Annotated in this window: 18 protein-coding genes and 2 pseudogenes; 17 read left to right on the top strand and 3 right to left on the bottom strand. The window is 41.9% G+C overall.

Going from position 1 to position 20,921, the window contains the following annotated elements; translation table 11 throughout:
- Positions 1-37 precede the first annotated feature (37 nt).
- A complete protein-coding gene (locus tag KI350_RS12340; protein WP_020451679.1) occupies positions 38-895 on the top strand; it encodes a RhaT/GlcU family sugar-proton symporter in 858 nt (285 codons plus the stop codon).
- A gap of 23 nt (positions 896-918) precedes the next feature.
- Here the strand turns inward: KI350_RS12340 and KI350_RS12345 are convergent, their stop codons facing one another.
- Positions 919-1,644 carry an endonuclease/exonuclease/phosphatase family protein gene (locus KI350_RS12345; RefSeq protein WP_023857522.1) on the bottom strand — a complete coding sequence of 242 codons (726 nt, stop codon included), beginning with the start codon at positions 1,642-1,644 and terminating at the stop codon, positions 919-921.
- Between the two features lie 123 nt (positions 1,645-1,767).
- Between KI350_RS12345 and KI350_RS12350 the strand changes: the two genes are divergently transcribed.
- From KI350_RS12350 to arsC, 4 genes are all read left to right on the top strand, one after another.
- Positions 1,768-2,361, top strand: coding sequence for a YdeI/OmpD-associated family protein (locus tag KI350_RS12350; protein WP_020451677.1), 594 nt, complete (start codon positions 1,768-1,770; stop codon positions 2,359-2,361).
- A gap of 207 nt (positions 2,362-2,568) precedes the next feature.
- The gene (locus KI350_RS12355) at positions 2,569-2,916 is read left to right on the top strand and encodes an ArsR/SmtB family transcription factor (protein ID WP_059231118.1); all 348 of its coding nucleotides are present in this window, start codon (positions 2,569-2,571) and stop codon (positions 2,914-2,916) included.
- Between the two features lie 122 nt (positions 2,917-3,038).
- Positions 3,039-4,334 carry an arsenical efflux pump membrane protein ArsB gene (locus KI350_RS12360; protein ID WP_059231117.1) on the top strand — a complete coding sequence of 432 codons (1,296 nt, stop codon included), beginning with the start codon at positions 3,039-3,041 and terminating at the stop codon, positions 4,332-4,334.
- A 22-nt stretch (positions 4,335-4,356) separates the two neighbouring features.
- The gene (gene arsC, locus KI350_RS12365) at positions 4,357-4,776 is read left to right on the top strand and encodes an arsenate reductase (thioredoxin) (RefSeq protein ID WP_023857526.1); all 420 of its coding nucleotides are present in this window, start codon (positions 4,357-4,359) and stop codon (positions 4,774-4,776) included.
- Positions 4,777-4,962: 186 nt separating this feature from the next.
- Here the strand turns inward: arsC and KI350_RS12370 are convergent, their stop codons facing one another.
- A complete protein-coding gene (locus tag KI350_RS12370) occupies positions 4,963-5,973 on the bottom strand; it encodes a LacI family DNA-binding transcriptional regulator (RefSeq protein WP_020451673.1) in 1,011 nt (336 codons plus the stop codon).
- Between the two features lie 455 nt (positions 5,974-6,428).
- On the opposite strand from KI350_RS12370, the gene KI350_RS12375 reads away from it, so the two are divergent.
- From KI350_RS12375 to KI350_RS12425, 11 genes and pseudogenes are all read left to right on the top strand, one after another.
- Positions 6,429-7,439: a TRAP transporter substrate-binding protein gene (locus KI350_RS12375; RefSeq protein ID WP_020451672.1), complete on the top strand. Its 1,011-nt coding sequence runs from the start codon at positions 6,429-6,431 to the stop codon at positions 7,437-7,439.
- A 46-nt stretch (positions 7,440-7,485) separates the two neighbouring features.
- Entirely contained in the window at positions 7,486-8,001 is a 516-nt protein-coding gene (locus KI350_RS12380) for a TRAP transporter small permease (RefSeq protein WP_020451671.1), read from the top strand.
- Between the two features lie 39 nt (positions 8,002-8,040).
- Positions 8,041-8,295, top strand: a pseudogene (locus KI350_RS12385) (TRAP transporter large permease subunit); the annotation flags it as partial.
- Positions 8,283-10,391, top strand: a pseudogene (locus tag KI350_RS12390) (glycoside hydrolase family 31 protein); the annotation flags it as partial. The pseudogenes KI350_RS12385 and KI350_RS12390, both read left to right, overlap by 13 nt.
- Before the next feature lie 223 nt (positions 10,392-10,614).
- A complete protein-coding gene (gene uxuA, locus KI350_RS12395) occupies positions 10,615-11,685 on the top strand; it encodes a mannonate dehydratase (RefSeq protein ID WP_020451668.1) in 1,071 nt (356 codons plus the stop codon).
- 37 nt (positions 11,686-11,722) lie between these two features.
- Positions 11,723-12,574 carry an SDR family oxidoreductase gene (locus tag KI350_RS12400; protein WP_020451667.1) on the top strand — a complete coding sequence of 284 codons (852 nt, stop codon included), beginning with the start codon at positions 11,723-11,725 and terminating at the stop codon, positions 12,572-12,574.
- A 295-nt stretch (positions 12,575-12,869) separates the two neighbouring features.
- On the top strand, positions 12,870-13,244 hold the full coding sequence (locus tag KI350_RS12405; RefSeq protein ID WP_020451666.1) for a GntR family transcriptional regulator: 375 nt from the start codon (positions 12,870-12,872) through the stop codon (positions 13,242-13,244).
- A gap of 11 nt (positions 13,245-13,255) precedes the next feature.
- Entirely contained in the window at positions 13,256-14,125 is an 870-nt protein-coding gene (locus KI350_RS12410; protein WP_197197202.1) for an ABC transporter ATP-binding protein, read from the top strand.
- Positions 14,109-14,765: an ABC-2 transporter permease gene (locus KI350_RS12415; protein WP_020451664.1), complete on the top strand. Its 657-nt coding sequence runs from the start codon at positions 14,109-14,111 to the stop codon at positions 14,763-14,765. Before KI350_RS12410 ends, KI350_RS12415 begins: the two co-directional genes overlap by 17 nt.
- Before the next feature lie 271 nt (positions 14,766-15,036).
- Positions 15,037-16,980: a mannose transport/utilization transcriptional regulator ManR gene (gene manR, locus KI350_RS12420; protein ID WP_212930493.1), complete on the top strand. Its 1,944-nt coding sequence runs from the start codon at positions 15,037-15,039 to the stop codon at positions 16,978-16,980.
- Positions 16,981-17,748: 768 nt separating this feature from the next.
- Positions 17,749-17,925 (top strand): hypothetical protein, encoded by a 177-nt coding sequence (locus KI350_RS12425; protein WP_039072748.1) that lies wholly within the window; start codon positions 17,749-17,751, stop codon positions 17,923-17,925.
- A gap of 189 nt (positions 17,926-18,114) precedes the next feature.
- On the opposite strand, the gene KI350_RS12430 is transcribed toward KI350_RS12425, so the two are convergent.
- Complete coding sequence (locus KI350_RS12430; protein WP_039072747.1) at positions 18,115-18,429, bottom strand: YfzA family protein; 315 nt, start codon at positions 18,427-18,429, stop codon at positions 18,115-18,117.
- A 538-nt stretch (positions 18,430-18,967) separates the two neighbouring features.
- Between KI350_RS12430 and KI350_RS12435 the strand changes: the two genes are divergently transcribed.
- Positions 18,968-20,911 (top strand): PTS fructose transporter subunit IIABC, encoded by a 1,944-nt coding sequence (locus KI350_RS12435; protein ID WP_020451660.1) that lies wholly within the window; start codon positions 18,968-18,970, stop codon positions 20,909-20,911.
- Positions 20,912-20,921 lie beyond the last annotated feature (10 nt).

Genomic DNA, 20,921 nt, shown 5'->3' on the forward strand with positions numbered 1-20,921 from the left:
TAATAGATAAAAACAAGGAAAGAAAGGTTTACATCAAATGGACATTTTCTTAGCGATTTTACCAGCGATTTTCTGGGGAAGCATTGTGCTCTTTAATGTAAAGCTTGGGGGCGGACCGTACAGCCAGGTGCTCGGTACGACATTCGGCGCTTTAATTTTTTCAATCGGAATCTACTTCGTCGTCCAGCCTGAATTATCCCCCCGTATATTTGCCGTCGGCGTCGTCTCCGGACTATTTTGGGCGCTCGGTCAGACCAATCAGCTGAAAAGCATCAAGTTGATCGGCGTGTCTAAAACGATGCCGATCTCAACGGGACTTCAGCTTGTATCCACTTCTTTGTTCGGCGTGCTTGTTTTTCGCGAGTGGGCGACGACAATCTCGATTGTTCTCGGGATTCTGGCGTTGATTTTCATCATCGTGGGAATCGTGCTGACATCGCTGGAAGACCGCAGCCAAAAATCGGAGGAAAAAACCGGCGACATGAAAAAGGGAATCGTGATTTTGCTGATTTCCACATTCGGCTATCTCGTGTATGTCGTCGTCGTACGGCTTTTCGATGTCAGTGGCTGGGCGGCTCTTTTTCCTCAGGCTATCGGCATGGTAGCCGGCGGCTTGATCTTGACATTCAGGCATAAGCCGTTTAATTTTTACGTCATCAAAAATATCATTCCGGGTTTAATCTGGGCAGCCGGAAACATGTTTTTATTCATTTCCCAGCCGCGGGTCGGCGTAGCGACCAGTTTTTCGCTATCGCAGATGGGAATCGTCATCTCAACGCTCGGCGGCATTATTTTGCTCGGCGAAAAGAAAACGAAGCGGCAGCTGATCGGTATCGCCATCGGCATTATATTAATCGTCGCAGCCGGCGTTTTGCTGGGCATTGCAAAAGCTTAAAGGACGGCTTCTCAAGCCGTCCTTTAATATGTGACAATGCCCTTAAGCGGCAGGTGGTCGGAAGCGTTCGGATCAACGGCGACAACTTCAGCCACTGACACATGAAAAGACCGGCTGAGGAAGATGTAGTCCAAGCGTCGTCTCGGGCGGTGCGAAGGGTGGGTGAACCCCTGTCCGTATTGTCTTTCATCCCACAGGTCGGCCAGTTTTTCCGCGACCTTTTTCCACCCCCGTGAATGAGGTTTCATATTAAAGTCTCCCATGACGATCACAGGCAGATCACTCTCTTGAACCCTCTCGATTAAAAAATCCGTCTGCTTGCCGTGAAGCCACGGATTCAGGCTCAAATGCGTAACAAAAACGCGAAGGAGCCGATCACCGATCCGGACATCAGCCTCAAGAAGAGACCTTCCTTCGATCAGCCCTTTGACAAAGTTGAATGAATGATGCCGTTCTTTCACAATCGGAAAACGCGTTAAGAGAGCGTTCCCGTATTGCCTGTTCACTGAAGAATCACCGGAACTCAATGAAAGGGAGGGGCAGTACGCATAGTGCATGTTCAATTGTTCTGCTAACGAGCCGATTTGGTCTTCGTAATCGCTTCTATTGGAGAAATGCTGATCTACTTCATTAAGGCCGACGATGTCGCAGCCGCTCTCGGCGATCACACCGGCTGTTCTCTCTAAATCAACGCGACGGTCCCTTCCTTTTCCATGATGGATATTAAATGTCATGATGCCAAATTTCATAATCAACCCGCCTCTTCTTTAAGCTAAGCATATTGTACCTCCGGAACGATTAAAATATTTCTGCTGTCGGCGGAGCGAGATTAGGTTAAAATGACATTATGATATAAAGAGGAGTGTTCCTTGATGACAAATAGCAGAACGAATCCAAAGGTTGATGAATTTTTAAGCAAAGCCGAGAAGTGGAAGGGAGAGTTTGAGAAGCTGCGTCAAATCGTTCTTGACTGTGAGCTGAACGAAGATTTCAAGTGGAAGCATCCTTGCTATACGTTCGAGAATAAAAACATCGTATTAATCCATGGATTTAAAGAATATTGTGCGCTCTTGTTTCATAAAGGCGCCTTGTTAAAGGACCCCAACGGGATTCTCATCCAGCAGACGGAGAATGTACAAGCCGCGCGGCAGATTCGATTCACCAATGTACAAGAAATAGCTGAAATGGAAACCATCTTGAAAGCTTACATCAATGAAGCGATTGAAGTGGAAAAAGCCGGTCTTGAAGTAGAGTTTAAAAAGGCTGCGGAATATACGATTCCAGAAGAGCTTCAAAAAAAATTCGCTGAAATCCCAGCTTTAAAAACGGCGTTTGAAGAATTGACGCCGGGACGGCAAAGAGCATATATTCTTTATTTTTCTAAACCAAAACAATCCAAAACCCGAGAATCGAGGATTGAAAAATATACAAAGCAAATTCTTGATGGAAAGGGATTGAATGACTAGTCTATTTCGCAACTACCGTTTTCATGAGAGAGGCGAATCATAACCATATGGCCGAAGAAGCGGTGAATTGATTAGTGAAGGGCCGCTCAATTTTTCGAATGGCACGAGATCCATACCTTGATGATCACCGCTTGATTATATAAAAAGACATTTATATAATGGAGGCAATATACCGGCTGCAAAGCGCCTGAGATTGGAGGGAATGTCATGACCGTACAAACGAAGCTTGATTCGAAAAGCACGGTGAGCTGCATGAAGATATTGAGCGATTCTACCCGGCTCTTGATCCTGAAACTGCTTCAGGAGAAACCTTATTGCGTCTGCCAGCTTGTCGATATGTTTGAAACAAGCCAGCCCGCCATCAGCCAGCATTTACGAAAGCTGAAAAGTGCAAATATGATCAAGGAAGAAAGAAGGGAGCAATGGCGCTTTTATTCGCTTCATGACAACTTTCCGGAACGCGAATTGGTCCTTGCCATTCTCAATCAGATCGATGAACACGATGAGGTTCTTCAAACCGTTAAAAGAAAAGAAAGACCCGTTTCGTGCCAATAAAAAAGCAGAGGGAGGACGGTTCCCTCTTTTTCATTTCACTTTTTATATAAGCATTGACTTATATAACGATTTTTTTATAAGATGTGTCCGGAGAGGAAACCTATGAAGGAGGCGTACACGCGATGACGACAGTCTTAGCCATTTTGATTTTTCTGCTGACCCTCACGCTTGTCATTTGGCAGCCGAAAAATCTATCCATCGGCTGGTCGGCCTGCGGAGGTGCGGTGCTGGCTTTAATTGCCGGGGTCGTCAATTTTCAGGATGTATTAGATGTGACGGGAATCGTATGGAATGCGACTTTGGCTTTTGTCGCGATCATCATCATCTCCCTGATTCTTGATGAAATCGGATTTTTCGAGTGGGCCGCCCTGCACATGGCCAAGGCAGCGAAAGGAAACGGCATTCGGATGTTCGTCTATGTCTCCCTGCTCGGAGCCATAGTAGCCGCGCTGTTTGCCAATGACGGAGCTGCTTTAATTTTGACGCCGATTGTGCTTGCCATGGTACGCGCGTTACATTTTCAAGAAAAGCTCGTTTTTCCTTTTATTATCGCAAGCGGATTTATCGCGGATACAACATCGCTGCCGCTTGTTGTCAGCAACCTTGTCAATATTGTCTCAGCAGACTTTTTCAACATCGGATTTATCGAATATGCAACAAGAATGATTGTTCCAAACCTGTTTTCGCTTATTGCAAGCATCATCGTGCTTTTTTTGTTTTTCAAAAAAAGCATTCCGCGGCATTATGACATGACAAATGTAAAACAGCCGGCGGAAGCGATTAGAGACAGGAAAATATTCCGCTTGTCATGGCTCATATTAGCCGTTCTGTTGGCCGGTTACTTTATCAGCGAGCTGTTCTCGATCCCTGTCTCGATCATCGCAGGCGTGATCGCCGTCACTTTCTTAATTACAGCGAAAAACAGCCCCGCGGTACAAACGAAGAAAGTGCTGAAGGGAGCGCCTTGGGCGATCGTTTTCTTCTCAATCGGGATGTATGTCGTGGTATATGGTTTAAGAAATGCCGGCTTAACAGATATTCTCTCACAGGTCATCCAGACCGTCAGTGATCAAGGGCTGTTTGCCGGAACAATCGGAATGGGCTTTATTGCAGCCACCCTGTCTTCATTCATGAATAATATGCCGACGGTGATGATTGATGCGCTTGCGATTCACAATACCGACACACACGGGATTCTCAGAGAAGCGCTGATTTACGCCAATGTCATCGGCTCTGATCTCGGTCCGAAAATCACGCCGATCGGCTCCCTGGCGACGCTTTTGTGGCTTCACGTCCTTTCACTGAAAGGCGTAAAGATTTCTTGGGGAACCTATTTTAAAACAGGTGTCATTTTGACCATTCCAACCCTGTTCATCACGCTTGCCGGACTTTATGTGTGGCTGCTGATTATCCACTAAACATGATAGGAGACGATGACCAATGTCAAAAAAGACCATCTATTTTTTATGCACAGGCAACTCCTGCCGCAGCCAAATGGCTGAAGGCTGGGCGAAGAAACACCTCGGAGACGAGTGGAACGTCTACAGTGCAGGGATTGAAGCGCACGGTTTAAACCCGAACGCGGTCAAAGCCATGCGAGAAGCAGGCATCGATATTTCTGAGCAGACGTCCGATATCATTGATCCCGATATCTTACACAACGCAGACCTCGTCATTACGCTATGCGGGGACGCGGCTGATAAATGCCCGATGACACCGCCGCACGTCAAGCGCGAGCATTGGGGTTTTGACGATCCCGCCAAAGCAGAAGGGACAGAAGAAGAAAAATGGGCATTCTTTCAGCGTGTACGCGATGAAATTGGAGAGCGGGTCAAGCGTTTTGCGGAGACAGGCGAATAAATACAAAGCTCAGGTATTGTTACTTGAGCTTTGTATTTTTTAGAAACATATAAAAAACACGTCTGGAATGCATGCGGCCGTTCATGTGAAAATATAGAAATCAATGCACCCGAGGAATGCGGTCACTAAAAACCCCCAGGCCGGGGATTTTTCACTTTAAAAAGAAAAGGTGACCTGACTTAAATGTTACTTGTTTTCTTTACCTAAAACTGCTGGAGAAGCGCATGACATTCTAATGTTTAATTCAGGGTCCATTTTTTGAGTTAATGGTATTGAGCCCGGCTCACGAATAAGAGACAGCAGAGAATCAACCATTTTGTGAGCCAATTGATCGATTGGAACCCCGACGCTCGTCAGCGGGGTTTCAAGGCTTGCCATTTGAGGAATATTATCATAAGAAATTAAAGATAGGTCTTCCGGTATACGGAGCTGTTGTTCTTTTACGGCTCGTAAAATCCCTACACTGATATCGTAGCTTCCGCTAATGATTGCTGTAGGTTTTTTGGTTTGTTGTAATAGTTTTTTCGCAGCAGTGTAACCGTTATACCAGCTTAAACCATTAGTATTTAAAATACTATTTCGACTTAATTTCAAACCGGCTTCCATCATCACCTCTTCAAACCCTTTGCTTTTTTCAATCTGACGCTTGTCGGCAGGGGAGAGGTCGCCGACGTAGCTAATGTTTTTGTGGCCGAGTTGATACAGATACGTAACGGCTTTGTAAATTGCTTTTTTATGATTAACATCGATAATAGGATGTGTATGTTCACCCGACACTCCATAAGATAAGATAGGAATCGTTAATCCAGCATCATCACTAAGCTGAGTTTCGCCGCCTTCTTCAAAAAACATGATCCCATCCACGCGAAAACTCTTGAACAATTCTACTGCCTCTTTAGCTTTGTTAACAGACAAAATCATTGAATAGCTGTTCTTTTCGACCACTTCATTTATTTTTGTAACAAGTGCCGATAAAGCGATTCTTTCAATTGTAGGCCAGACAAGACCGATCGTTTGACTTTTTTTAGATGCCAAGCTTCTCGCTGCAAAATTCGGAGTATACCCTAATTGTTCGGCAACTTGCAAGACCTTTTTCTTTGTATCCGGTTTTACAAGAGGGCTGTTTCTTAAAGCCTTTGAGACTGTTGAATAGCTTACTCCGGCAGCATGGGCGATGTCTTTGATGGTTACAGTCATTTTGGATCCTCCAAAAAATCTTTAAAAATATAATATTGCAAATTTTTCGAAATAATTTTATGATAATAAATAACAACGTTGTTATTATAAATGATACATCATAAAATAACAATCATATACATCTGCCGAAGGAAATAACAACGTTGTTAAAAGAACTTTTCGGATGATGAAGCAGCGTTTATTTTTAACAACGTTGTTAAACTTATCATAAAGGAGGGGGAAGTGTGAGAAAAATGATCATCTAATGTCTCGCACAGAACATAATCGGAAACGGAATTCAGGGGATAAACCGAAACATACAATGCAAAAATTCTGCTTATTCGTTCACTATTCGAGCGAAATTGTAAACGCTATCAAAAAATATCGCTGTGAATGTATGACGATGAAAGAAAACATGAATCGCTATCAATCTTTGGTTAGAAAGCAACAGTCATGAGATTCAAGGAGGGTAGTTCATGAGAAAAATGCTATCCGTGTTTTTTGTATGCGCTTTAATCTTTGGAATGCTTACGGGGTGTAAAAGCAGCGATGTACTAGGCACCGATAAAACCGTAACATTACGGCTCGCTCACAACCATAATGAGGAGCACCCCGTCCACAAGTCTTTACTCAAATTTTCAAAAGACGTAGAAAAGAAAACCAATGGCACTGTTAAAGTGCAATTGTATCCAAATGCTCAGCTCGGTTCAGAGCGTGAAGTGATTGAATTGACGCAAACCGGGGCTGTCGATTTGGCTAAAGTAAGTGCAAGCGCTTTAGAAAGTTTTTCAGAGGTCTACTCCATCTTCAGCCTGCCTTATTTATTTGACAGCAAACAGCATTTCTATGAAGCCATGGACAGTGATATTGCAAAAGAAATGTATGATGCAACGAAAAACATAGGGTTTATTGGATTAACCTACTATGATGCCGGTTCACGGAACTTTTACACAAAGAACAAACCGATTATGCATCCAAATAACCTTAAAGGTTTAAAAGTTCGCGTGCAGCCGAGTGCTACAGCGATTCGAATGGTGGAACTCATGGGTGGAGCACCTACTCCAATGGCTTATGGAGAAGTATATACAGCATTGCAGTCAAGTGTAATCGATGGCACCGAAAACAACGAAATGGCTTTAACAAGCAACAATCACGGGGAAGTGGCAAAAGAATATTCGTACTCAGAACATGCGATCGTTCCGGATATTTTAATCATGAATTTGGACAAAAAGGATCAATTAAGCGAAGAGCAGCAGAATGCGGTGATCGAAGCGGCGAAAGAATCTACTGAGTATCACAAAATCGTATGGGCTGAAGAAACTGAAAATGCGGTTAAGAAAGCAAAGGAAATGGGAGTGAAGTTCCACAAACCAGACAAGACTCCATTCCGAAATGCGGTAAACCCGCTTCATGATGAGTTTGCCAAAAAAGAATTGATCGGAAAATACTATAAAGAAATTCGTGCGAAAGCTAAAAAAGTAAAATAACTCTGGATGAGCGAATCGAATATTTTTCGATAAGGGAGGGATGTATATGCTCACTTTAAAAAAAGCGGTGGATAAAACGATTGAATGTTTGACTTGCACACTAATGGCAGTCATGGTTTTTGTTGCGATATGGCAAGTATTTACGCGATATGTACTGAATTCTCCTAGTACGTTTTCAGAAGAATTTTTACGCTATTCATTGATATGGATTTCTATGTTGGGCGGTGCCTATGCATTTTGGAAAAAAAAGCACTTGGCAATTGAATTTATCGTTCGAAAACTTCCAATAAAAGCAGCTGTTTTCCTTCATACTTTCATTCAGATTCTCTTGATTGCTTTTGCTCTGATTGTAATGGTGATGGGAGGATCAAAAGCAGTGATCACCACAATGGGGCAATCTTCAGCAGCATTAGGGATACCGGTTGGATTTGTTTATCTATCACTTCCTGCTGCAGGCATACTCATCATTGGATACAGCTTGGCCGGTTTATATGAATCTTTACATGAATTCAATTCAAAACAAAAGTCAGGTGATGATGTAAAAAAAGCAGAAAAGATGTGACTAAGGCTTTTTGAAAACTAAAAAAAGAGGTGAAATGATATGACCATAGCAGCAGGTCTCATTTTATCGGCAGTATTCTTCATATTATTGTTTCTCGGCGTTCCGATTTCCGTAAGTATTGCGGCGGCGTCCATTGTAACAATGCTTACCATTTTTCCTTTTGATGTTGCCATTTTCACTTCGGCGCAAAAAATGGTAACTGGAATCGACAGCTTTTCTTTATTAGCGGTACCGTTCTTCATTTTATCAGGCATTATTATGAATAATGGCGGTATTGCAATGTTCATGTTCAATTGAACGGTTTTAAGATCAGCTGGTTTTATCACAGTGGTTCTGAATGGATCAATGTTGCAAACGATCGGCAAACACAAGGGTATAATTTTGAAGGGGCTTTTGGAAAGGGCGTATACCATTATTTACAACGCGATTTCCAGGAACAATATTTTGGATTTGGCGAGAAAACGGGAAACATCGATAAACACGGGAAACGCTACCGGATGTTAAATATCGATGCGATGGGGTATGACGCAGAGCGGTCAGATCCGCTATACAAACATATCCCATTTTATATTACACGCCATAAGAAAACAGGCATCTCCTATGGAATTTTCTATGATAATCTATCAGCTTCCATTTTTGATATGGGTTCAGAGCTTGATAACTATCATGGACTGTACCGCTATTATCAGGCCGAAAAAGGGGATTTAGACTACTACTTCATAGCCGGTCCGAAAATAAAAGATGTAGTCGAAACATTCTCTTGGCTGACAGGCAAAACGATCTTGCCGCCAAAATGGAGCCTGGGCTATTCAGGCTCTACGATGAGCTATACCGATGCTCCAAATGCACAAGAACAATTAAAAAATTTCGTTCATCTTTGTGAAGAACATGATATGTTATGCGATTCGTTTCAGTTATCGTCAGGATACACATCTATCGGTGACAAACGTTATGTCTTTAACTGGGATGAGAGCAAAATTCCTGCTCCAAAAGAGATGGTGCAACAATTCCATGAGAAGGGCGTGCGTTTATGCGCCAACATTAAACCGTGTTTGCTAAAGGATCATCCGTACTTTGATGAACTAAAAGAAAAAGAAATGTTTATCGTAAACAGAGAAACACAAAAACCGGAAATGGCTCAATTTTGGGATGATATCGGGGCTTATTTAGACTTCACGAATCACCAAACGTTCGACTGGTGGAAGGCTCAAGTGACAGAAAAGCTGTTGGAATACGGGATTGATTCAACCTGGAACGACAATAACGAGTTTGAAATATGGAGTCAAAACGCCAAGTGTCACGGCTTCGGCAAAGAAGTGGAATTTGAATTGATCCGCGCGCTTCACCCGCTTTTGATGATGAAAGCGTCTTTCGAGGCGCAGCTAGAACACAACCCGGAATTACGCCCGTATCTGATCTCAAGATCCGGCTGTCCCGGCATGCACCGTTATGCACAAACTTGGACCGGTGACAACCGAACAAGCTGGAAAACATTAAAATTTAATATTCAAACTGGCATCGGTTTAAGTTTATCAGGCATTTACAATTTCGGCCATGATGTCGGGGGATTTTCTGGACCGGCCCCTGAACCGGAGCTATTCGTAAGATGGGTGCAAAACGGCATCATGCATCCGAGATTTACCATTCATTCGTGGAACGATGACGGGACAGTTAATGAACCATGGATGTTTCCTGAAACAATCGATGAAATCCGTGAACTCATTAAGTTTAGACATAAGATCATCCCTTACATTTACACCGCGCTGTATGAGGCGCACGAACATTATCAGCCGATCATTCGACCGACATTTTATGATTTTGAACATGATGAGAAAACATTTGAAGAAAACGATGAATTTATACTTGGTGAATCTTTGCTGGTTGCATCTGTCGTCAAAAAAGGAATGACGGAGCGGGAGGTGTATTTACCGAACCATGAAAAAGGCTGGTACGATTTCCATACGGGAACTTGGTATGAAGGAGGAAAGACAGTCGTTCTGCCGGCACCATTACATTATACTCCGCTATTAGCGAAAGCGGGAGCGATCGTTCCGGTAAATGATGCAAAAGTGACATTCCAAACAAAGAACCAAGATGAAAGAGGATTTTTGTTATTTCCATTCAAAGGAAAAGGAAAATCAACTTATCGTTTGTATGAAGATGATGGGTTAACAAATGAATATACTTATACATTTGCCTTTATTCATGTCGATATGGAAACAACAGAAGACGGGATCAAACTTTCAATACAAAAGGAAGGAACATACGAGTTACCGTATGATCAACTCACTTTTCACGTACCAAATGGAGAAAAGAGAAAACTGATCGTAAATGGCACAGAGCTGGAAAGCAAGAACGGAGAGTTTTCTTACAGTTTGCCGTGTGGTTAAAAGATGAAGGCCACATGATGATAATGTTTTCCATTACTCGAGGCAAGAATCTTTGTCCGCGGTTACATCCCGGCAAGCTACATGAATAATTATCACGAAAATTATGTAAGGGAATACTAATCAGCAAATTCTGTTTTAGAAAATCGGTCCAATATATTGTTATTGTCATGCGAAATTATGGCATCGAATGTTAAATAAAAAGAGGGAAGAGGATGGGAGAACCATGCAAATGACGTTTCGATGGTACGGAGACAGCGACCCGGTCACATTAGAGTATATTCGCCAAATTCCCGGCGTTACTGGAATTGTTTCGGCCATTTATGATATTCCTGTAGGGGAAGCATGGCCTTATGAGAAAATTGTAGAGTTAAAAGAAAAAATTGAAAATCATGGTCTATCGTTAAGTGTCATTGAAAGTGTACCTGTCCATGAAGATATTAAATTAGGTCTTCCGACAAGAGATCAATATATTGAAAACTATAAAACGACGATACGCAACTTGGCAAAAGCGGGAGTTAAAATCGTTTGTTACAATTTCATGCCTGTATTTGACTGGACTCGTTCTTCTTTAGACTATGCACTAGAAGACGGTTCTACAGCATTAATTTATGAAGAAGAAAAAGTTAGACAAATGAATCCATTACATGGTGAACTAAAACTTCCCGGTTGGGACACAAGCTATGAAGATGGACAGCTAAAGAATCTTTTTCAACAATATCAGCACATGACGGAAGAGGATTTATGGGAAAATCTTTCGTATTTTATTAAAGCGGTTATACCGGCGGCAGAAAATGAACAAGTCAAAATGGCGATTCACCCGGATGATCCGCCATGGCCTATCTTTGGACTGCCTCGAATCATAACGAACAAAGAGAATTTGGAGCGATTGATTAATCTCTATGACAGCTCCTTTAACGGTTTGTGTTTATGCAGCGGGTCACTGGGTGTGAATTCAACAAATGATATTCCGGAATTGATTCGTTATTTCGGAAAAAAAGGAAAAGTCAACTTTGTGCACCTGAGAAACATTAAGATCATCGGAGAAAAGTCATTTCAAGAATCCTCCCACCGTTCAGAAGACGGTTCTTTAGATATGTATGAAATCGTAAGAGCATTAAGAGATATAGATTTTGCCGGACCAGCCAGACCGGATCATGGAAGAATGATTTGGGGAGAGGCCGGTAAACCGGGTTATGGTTTATATGACCGTGCGCTGGGTGCAGTGTATTTAAATGGAATGTGGGAAACATTGACGAAAGAAAAGAAGCGGATAGCCTTTGAATGCAATAAATGAACAAGCACTAACTAAAATGCAGAGACGAGGGATGAATGTGCAGATTCCTTTTCATGTCAACTTGAAAGATAAGGTGGCTGTAGTGACAGGTGGAGGCGGCATTTTATGCAGCTGTTTCGCTAAAGCAATAGCTCAATGCGGTGCAAAAGTAGCAGTAGTCAGCCGAAGAGCTGAATCGGCAGACAGAGTAGCGAAAGAGATCCAAGAAAACGGAGGCGAAGCACTTGCCGTTACAGCAAACGTCCTTGATAAACAAAGCCTTGAACAAGCGAAACAACTCATTAACAGAACATTCGGCAGATGCAATATCCTAATTAACGGTGCAGGCGGCAACCATCCAAAGGGAACAACAGATAAAGAATATTTATATAAAAAGGACTTGAATACTAAAGAATTGACTACGTTTTTTGATTTAGAAATAGAGGGTGTAAGGTCTGTATTTGATGTAAACTTTCTTGGCACACTGTTAACCACTCAAGTATTTGCAAAAGACATGGCTGATCACGACGGAAATGTGATCGTTAACATCTCATCCATGAACGCCTATACGCCGCTGACGAAAATTCCCGCCTACAGCGGTGCAAAAGCGGCCGTCAGTAACTTTACCCAATGGCTTGCTGTGCATATGTCAAAAGTCGGAATTCGGGTCAATGCCATTGCCCCAGGCTTTTTTCTTACCGCCCAAAATAGGAGCCTATTGCTCAATGAAGACGGAACGTATACGGAGCGAGCACAAAAAATTATCAACCAGACGCCGTTGGATAGATTTGGAGTTCCGGAAGATCTAATCGGAACGTTATTATGGTTGGTAAGCGATAAAGCCTCGCGATTTGTCACTGGAACCATCATACCGGTCGATGGAGGATTCTCCGCCTATTCTGGAGTATAACTAAGAGGATTTGCTCCAAAAAGCTGATTTTCAACACTGAAAAAATCCCAATTTCTCTGTGCCACATTGAGAAATTGGGATTTATTAATTCAATTTTTCCTTTTTACAGGCAAGAAGATAAACAATTGTATGATCTGCTTCCTTATTTCATCAATATTACCGAATCACTACCGCCGTGCAGGAAGCAGGAGGTTTTCCGCTGCTAATATGTATTGTTTTGTTATTGTTTGACAAAGGTGTTATAACTGTTTATATTGTATATATACAGTTATAACGAATAGAGGGATGTCATGCATTGAATATCATCATTTCAAATTCATCGGATGAACCGATTTATTTGCAGATCGTCAACCAATTAAAAGATCAAATCGTCAAGGGAGAACTCTCGGAATCAGAGGCGCTCCCATCGATCAGAAACCTGGCCAAAGAGCTTAAAATCAGCGTAATTACAACAAAAAGAGCCTACGACGAGCTGGAGAGAGAAGGGTTTATCGTCACAGTTGCAGGAAAGGGCTCGTATGTCGCAGCCATCAACAAAGACGTGCTTCGAGAAACAAAAGTCAAATTGATCGAAGAACACATAGCAGAAGCCGTCACTGAAGCGAAACAAATCGGCTTTACATACGAGGAACTCCAAGAGATGCTCAAACTGGTTTATGAGGAGTGGTAAAAGTGACCAGCATACTGGAATTAAAAAATGTATCAAAACATTATCAAGATTTCTCTTTAAAAAACATCAATTTCTCGCTTGAAAAAGGATATATTATGGGTTTTATCGGCCCGAACGGAGCCGGAAAAAGCACAACCATCAAGCTGATCATGAACCTGATCAAAAAAGACGAAGGGGACATCAGCATTTTCGGTCTCGACAATGAAAAGCACAATATCGAAATCAAGCAGAGGATCGGCTTTGTTTACGATGAAAATCATTTTTACGAAGAACTGACGCCGAACGAAATGAAAGGAATCATCAGACCGTTTTACAAAAAGTGGGATGAGGCTGTTTTTCAGCGGTACGCAAAAGACTTCCAGCTCCCTTTAAACAGGCAGATCAAAAACTTGTCAAAAGGGATGAAGATGAAATTCTCACTGGCGGTCGCGCTTTCCCATCATGCCGAATTATTGATTATGGATGAACCGACATCAGGACTTGATCCTCTTGTCAGATCGGAGCTCCTCGACGTGCTGCAAACATTGCTGCAGGATGAAAACAAGTCGATTTTCTTTTCGACGCATATTACCTCTGACTTAGAAAAAGTAGCGGACTATATCACTTTCATTCATAACGGCCGGCTCGTACTGAGCAAAACAAAAGATGAGCTGTTGGAGGAGTACTGCATTGTAAAAGGAGACCTCGATACGCTGCATAAAGGAAACGAAGACGCCTTAATCGGCATCAAGAAAAACAACTATGGCTTCGAAGCGCTCTCCAAAGATAAGCGGGGAGTCGTTCAGCATTTCGGGGATTCCGTCATGATCGAAAAACCGACTTTGGAGGATATTTTGGTATTTTCAACCGGCAGGAGTGATCAACATGTATCATCTTATTAAAAAGGATATTTTAATGCAGAAAAGGGCAATGAAACTATCGCTGTTATTGATGATATTTTTCACTTTTACATTGTCGCAGCTTGAGCTTGTCGGATATACAGTGGCGGTTTTGGCTGTCACATATCAGCTGGCATTAGGCGCAAGCTCCTTAGAAGACAAAAACAACAGTGATAAAATCCTGATCAGCTTGCCCATTAAAAGAAACATCATCGTCTTATCAAAATATGTATCGGTTTATGTCTATGCGGCTTATGCCATTCTCTTCTATTCTTTGATCAATGCTATCGGACATATGCTGCACTTGCCGCTTGATTTCCCATTGACACTTTCAGGCGTCATGGGTGCTGTTGTGGCTGTTACTTTATTTAGCTCGATCTCATTTCCGCTGCTTTTTAAGTACGGCTATTTGAAGTCCAAAATGGCGAACATTATCATATTTTTCGTCATTATATTTGGAGGGACGGCCTTATTTAAATTTATAAATGCGGGGGAAAACCTTGCACTAAGCCAAAAATTAACGGCTTTTCTGAGCGAAATGTCAAATGCGGGCACATTCATCCTTTTGGTTGGCGTACTGCTCGTGATGATCTCTGTTTCATATGCGATATCGCTCAGCTTTTATAATAAAAGAGAATTTTAGTTTAAGGATCAGCGGGAGGAACTCCGCTGATCCTTTTTTCGTTGCTCAGAACCGTACGGCTGTTTTACTTTCCTCCCACTATCATCTATTATAAAAAATTCCTATAAAAGAAAAATTCTCGTGTTGATAAAAGCATTTTTTCCGGAAGTTTCGGTAAAAAACGAAACTTTTGGCCCTTTTATTTCACTGTATAATGTAAACGGTTACGTTTGTAGTATACTTATACTATCATTTCTTTTTAGGGAAGGATAGAAAAACAGGTGAGAGAGATATGAATACAAGGCAAAAAGACATTCTGAATCTGTTGTTATCTGAACCTGAAGACTATTTAGTCGTACAAGATTTCGCAGACAGGGTAAAGTGTTCTGAAAAAACGATCAGAAATGATCTGAAAACGATTGAAGATTATCTCAATCAGCATTCTGATGCTCAATTGATTCGCAAACCGGGACTGGGCGTTTATTTGAATATTGAAGATCATGAAAGGGTCCGTTTAAGCCGGCAGTTATATACCGAACATCACGCCGCACAGCAGCAATCCGATGAAGAAAGGATGTTGCAAATCGCTTATCAGTTATTAATGAATCCAAAGCCGGTTTCTGCAAAAGAAATGGCTGCCGAGCACTTCTTGAATAAGTCTTCCATCAAAAGGGATTTGAATCAAATCGAAGTTTGGCTCCAGCGGTTTGGCCTCACTCTGGTGTCCAAGCAGCGCCTCGGTTTAAAGATCGAAGGGAGTGAAAAAAATAAAAGAAAAGCGCTGGCGCGCATCTCGGAGTTGATTGACAACCCGGAGTTTACAAGCCGATTTATTAAAAGTCAATTTTTAAGTCATGAAGTGGAATTTGTTAAAAGCGAAATCAGATCATTGCAAAAGCGACATTCTTTATATTTCACTGATGAAACGTTCGAAAATTTACTGTTGCATACACTGCTGATGATTCGCCGCATCAAAATGAAACAGCCGATTACTATTTCTCCAGGGGAAATAGATGCAGTCAAAAAGAAAAAAGAATTTCAGTGGACGTTTGCTTGTTTAAAACGGCTGGAAGCGGTTTTTGCGATCCGCTTTCCTGAAGAAGAGGCCGTCTATTTAACATTGCATATATTAGGCGGCAAAGTCCGTTACCCATTTGGGAAAGAAGGGGAGAGCGGACTGGAAAACCCTTTGCTTCCAAAGGTTGTCGAATATTTAATCCATCGTGTCTCAGAGTTGAAAATGATGAATTTCCGCGAGGACCGGGTTTTGATCAATGGATTGAAAGTTCACCTTAATACCGTTTTAAATCGGCTGAGCTATGACCTTTCCGTATCAAATCCGATGCTCAACGATATCAAAAAAATGTACCCTTATCTGTTTCATATTGTCATTGATGCTCTTGAAGACATCAACCAAACGTTTTCACTTTCGATTCCCGAGGAAGAAGCCGCCTATCTGACATTGCATTTCCAAGCGGCGATCGAGCGCTCCAGCTATGGAAAAGACAAGCATAAAAAAGCGATCATTGTCTGTCATATGGGCATCGGGATGTCACAGCTGCTGCGGACAAAAATCGAACGGAAATTCCACCAAATTGCCGTGATGGACTGCATCGCAAAAGCTGATTTGGCGGACTATACTGCACGACATGAAGATATCGATCTTGTCATATCAACGGTCAGCCTGGAGGATTTATCAATTCCCCATATCGTTGTATCTCCGCTGCTCGAGTCGGCCGATGAGAAAAAGCTCGGCGCTTTTATGGATCAGCTCGGTGAATCGTCCCGGCAAACACAAAAAACGTTTAAAGTGCTGAATGACACGACTCCTTTCCTCGTCTTCCTGCAGCAAGAATCAGAACACCGCTACAAGCTGATTGAACAGCTGGCGATGGCTTTATACGAGAAAGGCTATGTAGAAAAAGAATATGCTGTACAGGCAGTCATGAGAGAAAAAATGTCGGCGACAAACATCGGAGCGGGCATCGCCATTCCTCACGCGAACGCCAAATTGATTAAACAATCAGCCATTGCGATCGCCACATTAAAAGAGCCGCTTGACTGGGGCTCTGAAAAAGTATCGCTCGTCTTTATGCTGGCTGTCAAACACGAGGATCAAAACATGACAAAACAATTGTTTCAAGAGCTGTCCAGCTTAAGCGAGCAGCCGGCTTTCATCCAAAAGCTGACGAAAGAAACAAATGTGATGAAATTTTTATCTTATTTGGATTATTAAAGGCGGGGTTCTGACCTTCATCAACATTCAAGAAAAGATCGATATACAGACAACAGAATGGGATAGGTGAGCAGTTTTGCTTTATCCTATTCTTTTTTTATTGCAAGCCCAACAACAAAGGGTTATGTTGTCCATAAAATTAGATTTTTCAATGTGTAATTAAAATATATTCTTTGGAGAAAGGCTTTATTAAAGTATCAACTTTGTTTTTAGTTAGAGGGAAGAACTTCATTTTCGCTTAACATCTTCAATGCGATTCTATGTTTTTTGTTAAATTGCTGCGGATGTTTTTTGATTTAACTGTTTTATTTGGGCTCTCCGGGCTTCAACTTTTCTGTTCTTACGTAGTACTTCTTGAGAAACTTTCCAGCATCTTTTCCAGTTACAATGGGGCTGCCTCTCATTTCCGCATCCGTATAGTTACCTCTTTATGAAGAGAGTATCAATAACGTTCCTACAATTTAAGAATTTTAACTATGAGATAAGTATTTTAAAAGAGAAATGAGCATATGAATTGAATGTTTTTCAAAATGAATGAATAGTTCTGATCTTTATAAAAAACACAAACCATTACATCGGGAAAATTTACTCAAATTTTGGACTTTTTATGTAAAACGAAAAGGCAACGTGTTAGAGTTAGGCATAATGAGAAATTTTAAAGCCGATAATTACTATAAAGTTATTTATTTTCCAATAATATAAAAATTTATTATTCCAGGGTTGCATCAAATATGCACCTAGAATCAATTGCTTAATGGGGGGAACTTGATGTACAACAAGAAAAATGTTTTTGATATTGTGATGTACATTATTTTCTGTCTGATCAGTCTTTATTTAGTATCAAAAACTGATTTTGGCACTGGAGTATTAGTGTTTATTGCAATTTTATACCTCGCTGTAATTGCTTATAAAGTTAAGCAATTATTTAGTAATTCTAATTCGTAAGGTGTAACACGAGGAGGATATTAGTGAACAAGGACTAGCACGCCTGCACGTATAGATTTACCCAATAGCTAATGTTGCCGAAATCGCTTTGCCTCTGTTTAGAGACAAAGTGATTTTCAATTTCACTCAAAAGCAAAACCCCTCTCAAATTTATTCATTTTAATCAACCATATTTATTTTTAATCACGGTTATTTAGAGTTATTACTATAGTGTCTAGGCGAAAATACGTTTTTTAATGCACTTATTATTCCTGGCACAAGAAAGAAGACGCCAAAAAAGACAGTAAGTAAATTTAATTGTGGTGTTTCATAAAAAGTAAACCATTCTTTAAAAATTGACGATTCCGTAATTCTCCCAAATAGTGTTCCATCAATCTCTCTATAATTAGGTATCCATCCTGTTGTTTCAAATGTAATAAAAATTATCTGTGACAATAAAAATACACCAATTTGAGAAACCCAATATTTTTTAAAAAATGGAACCCTTTTTTGCTTTTCAGCCAACGAATATTCCTCCCCGCATTAGATGCCATTTTATATTGATATACGGAAAATTAAAGAATAAGTTTCAATATTTAATTCTCTCGACATGATAGGAGGAAATACTTTCTTTTTTACATTTCACTCAAAAGCAAAACCCCTCAAGAAAGGGATCTTGGTTTTTGAATAAAAGAGTGATTTTACATAAATATTTGATTCGAAGATCATAGTTTTTCATTGTAGTGGAAACATCTTCGTGTTCAGCAGGGATTTGCTGACAAGTTCAACCTTGATTTTCTTGATTTCGAGATATCCTTCATTAAAAAGGAATGTCCTCACTTTACACCTCTTCGAAAAATTTCAGTCCCCAATTGTTGCAATACGGCACATTTTCACAATCAGTCCCAAGTGTTACAAGTCGCCCCTTATTGCAGTCCGGTTTTTTTAAAAAAGCCGGTTTTTCCGGAACATGCGGTAAAAAACAACGCTTTTACACGCATGTTTTTATTATAAAGTAATGACAAGAGCTGCTCACTACTTTAGTTTCAGAAGGAGGATTCGCATGAAACTGTTAGCGATTACATCATGTCCAAACGGAATTGCCCACACGTATATGGCTGCGGAAAATTTGCAAAAAGCGGCCGATCGAATGGGCGTTCAAATGAAAGTCGAAACACAAGGCGGCATCGGGGTGGAAAATGAGCTGACCGAGCAGGAAATCCGCGAGGCAGACGCGATTATCATAGCCGCAGACCGCTCGGTCAACAAAGACCGTTTTATCGGGAAAAAACTTCTGGCTGTCGGTGTTCAGGAAGGCATCCGAAAACCGGAAGAATTAATACAAAAAGCGATCAACGGCGATATACCTGTCTATCGTTCGGCTGCGAAAACGGAAGCCTCCGCTCAAACTGAGAAAAAGCAAAATCCGATTTACCGGCATTTAATGAACGGTGTATCGTTTATGGTTCCTTTCATTGTCGTCGGCGGATTATTGATTGCGGTCGCACTGACGCTTGGAGGTGAAAAAACGCCGAAAGGGTTAGTGATTCCTGATGAATCTTTTTGGAAAACGATTGAGCAAATCGGGGCTGCCTCATTCTCATTCATGATCCCGATTTTAGCCGGTTATATTGCCTACAGCATCGCCGATAAACCGGGGCTTGTGCCGGGAATGATCGGCGGATACATCGCAGCGACGGGAAGCTTTTACGGCAGCGTAAGCGGTGCGGGGTTCCTCGGCGGCATTATCGCGGGCTTTTTAGCCGGATATGCGGCGCTGGCCATCAAAAAATTAAAAGTGCCAAAAGCCATTCAGCCGATCATGCCGATCATCATCATACCGGTGGTTTCCTCGCTTATTGTCGGCTTGGCGTTCGTATTGCTGATCGGCGCGCCTGTCGCGCAAATCTTTGAATCATTGACAGTTTGGCTGGCTGGTATGCAGGGCTCTAGTTCGATTCTTCTGGCATTAATTTTAGGGGCGATGATTTCGTTTGATATGGGCGGTCCCGTCAATAAAGTGGCATTCCTGTTTGGTTCAGCCATGATCGGTGAAGGAAACTATGAAATTATGGGTCCGATCGCCGTCGCCATTTGTATTCCTCCGATCGGGCTTGGCATCGCAACGTTTTTAGGAAAAAGAAAATTTCAGGCGCAAGAAAGAGAAATGGGAAAAGCAGCATTTACAATGGGGTTATTCGGCATTACTGAAGGTGCCATACCGTTTGCTGCACAGGACCCGCTTCGCGTCATCCCAAGTATTATGGCGGGTTCAATGACTGGTTCCGTGATCGCCATGATCGGTAATGTAGGGGACAGAGTCGCCCACGGCGGACCGATTGTAGCAGTGCTTGGCGCTGTCGATCATGTGTTGATGTTCTTCATCGCCGTTATTGCCGGATCCCTGGTCACCGCTCTTTTGGTCAATGTACTCAAAAAAGAGGTCGCAGCCGCTCCCGCAGGGGTAAGTGAAACTGTTGCAGATCATGACATTCCGCAGCCGAACATCGAAATAAAAACAGAAAGCAAAAAATCCGAAATACCGGAAATTAAAAAGCTCACAGACATCATCGATACAGATTTGATCGAACCTCATTTATCAGGGGATACGAGAAACGACATTATCGATGAAATGATTCAAAAATTGTCCCGTAAAGGCGCACTGCATTCGGAAAGCGAATTTAAACAAGCGATCATGAACCGCGAACTAGAGGGGACAACGGCGATCGGCATGAACATCGCGATCCCGCACGGGAAGTCTGACGCCGTCAAGAAGCCGAGTGTAGCATTCGGCATCAAACGTTCAGGCGTGGACTGGAAGAGTCTTGACGGAACTGACGCCAAACTGATCTTTATGATCGCCGTCCCGAAAGAAAGCGGGGGAAACGAGCATCTGAAGCTTCTGCAAATGCTCTCCCGAAAACTGATGGATGACACCTACAGGGACAAGCTTCTCTCTGCTCAAACAAAAGAAGAAGCATACAAACTTCTGGATGAAATCATCTAAAAAAGGAGGA

The organism is Bacillus sp. J41TS8 (assembly GCF_018333035.1).
Classification (GTDB): Bacteria; Bacillota; Bacilli; order Bacillales; family Bacillaceae; genus Bacillus; species Bacillus paralicheniformis.

Coding starts and splice junctions, on each gene's coding strand:
- KI350_RS12340 (WP_020451679.1), top strand. CDS start 38: ATGGACATTTTCTTAGCGATTTTACCAGCGATTTTCTGGGGAAGCATT.
- KI350_RS12345 (WP_023857522.1), bottom strand. CDS start 1,644: ATGAAATTTGGCATCATGACATTTAATATCCATCATGGAAAAGGAAGG.
- KI350_RS12350 (WP_020451677.1), top strand. CDS start 1,768: ATGACAAATAGCAGAACGAATCCAAAGGTTGATGAATTTTTAAGCAAA.
- KI350_RS12355 (WP_059231118.1), top strand. CDS start 2,569: ATGACCGTACAAACGAAGCTTGATTCGAAAAGCACGGTGAGCTGCATG.
- KI350_RS12360 (WP_059231117.1), top strand. CDS start 3,039: ATGACGACAGTCTTAGCCATTTTGATTTTTCTGCTGACCCTCACGCTT.
- arsC (WP_023857526.1), top strand. CDS start 4,357: ATGTCAAAAAAGACCATCTATTTTTTATGCACAGGCAACTCCTGCCGC.
- KI350_RS12370 (WP_020451673.1), bottom strand. CDS start 5,973: ATGACTGTAACCATCAAAGACATCGCCCATGCTGCCGGAGTAAGCTAT.
- KI350_RS12375 (WP_020451672.1), top strand. CDS start 6,429: ATGAGAAAAATGCTATCCGTGTTTTTTGTATGCGCTTTAATCTTTGGA.
- KI350_RS12380 (WP_020451671.1), top strand. CDS start 7,486: ATGCTCACTTTAAAAAAAGCGGTGGATAAAACGATTGAATGTTTGACT.
- uxuA (WP_020451668.1), top strand. CDS start 10,615: ATGCAAATGACGTTTCGATGGTACGGAGACAGCGACCCGGTCACATTA.
- KI350_RS12415 (WP_020451664.1), top strand. CDS start 14,109: ATGTATCATCTTATTAAAAAGGATATTTTAATGCAGAAAAGGGCAATG.
- manR (WP_212930493.1), top strand. CDS start 15,037: ATGAATACAAGGCAAAAAGACATTCTGAATCTGTTGTTATCTGAACCT.
- KI350_RS12425 (WP_039072748.1), top strand. CDS start 17,749: ATGTACAACAAGAAAAATGTTTTTGATATTGTGATGTACATTATTTTC.
- KI350_RS12435 (WP_020451660.1), top strand. CDS start 18,968: ATGAAACTGTTAGCGATTACATCATGTCCAAACGGAATTGCCCACACG.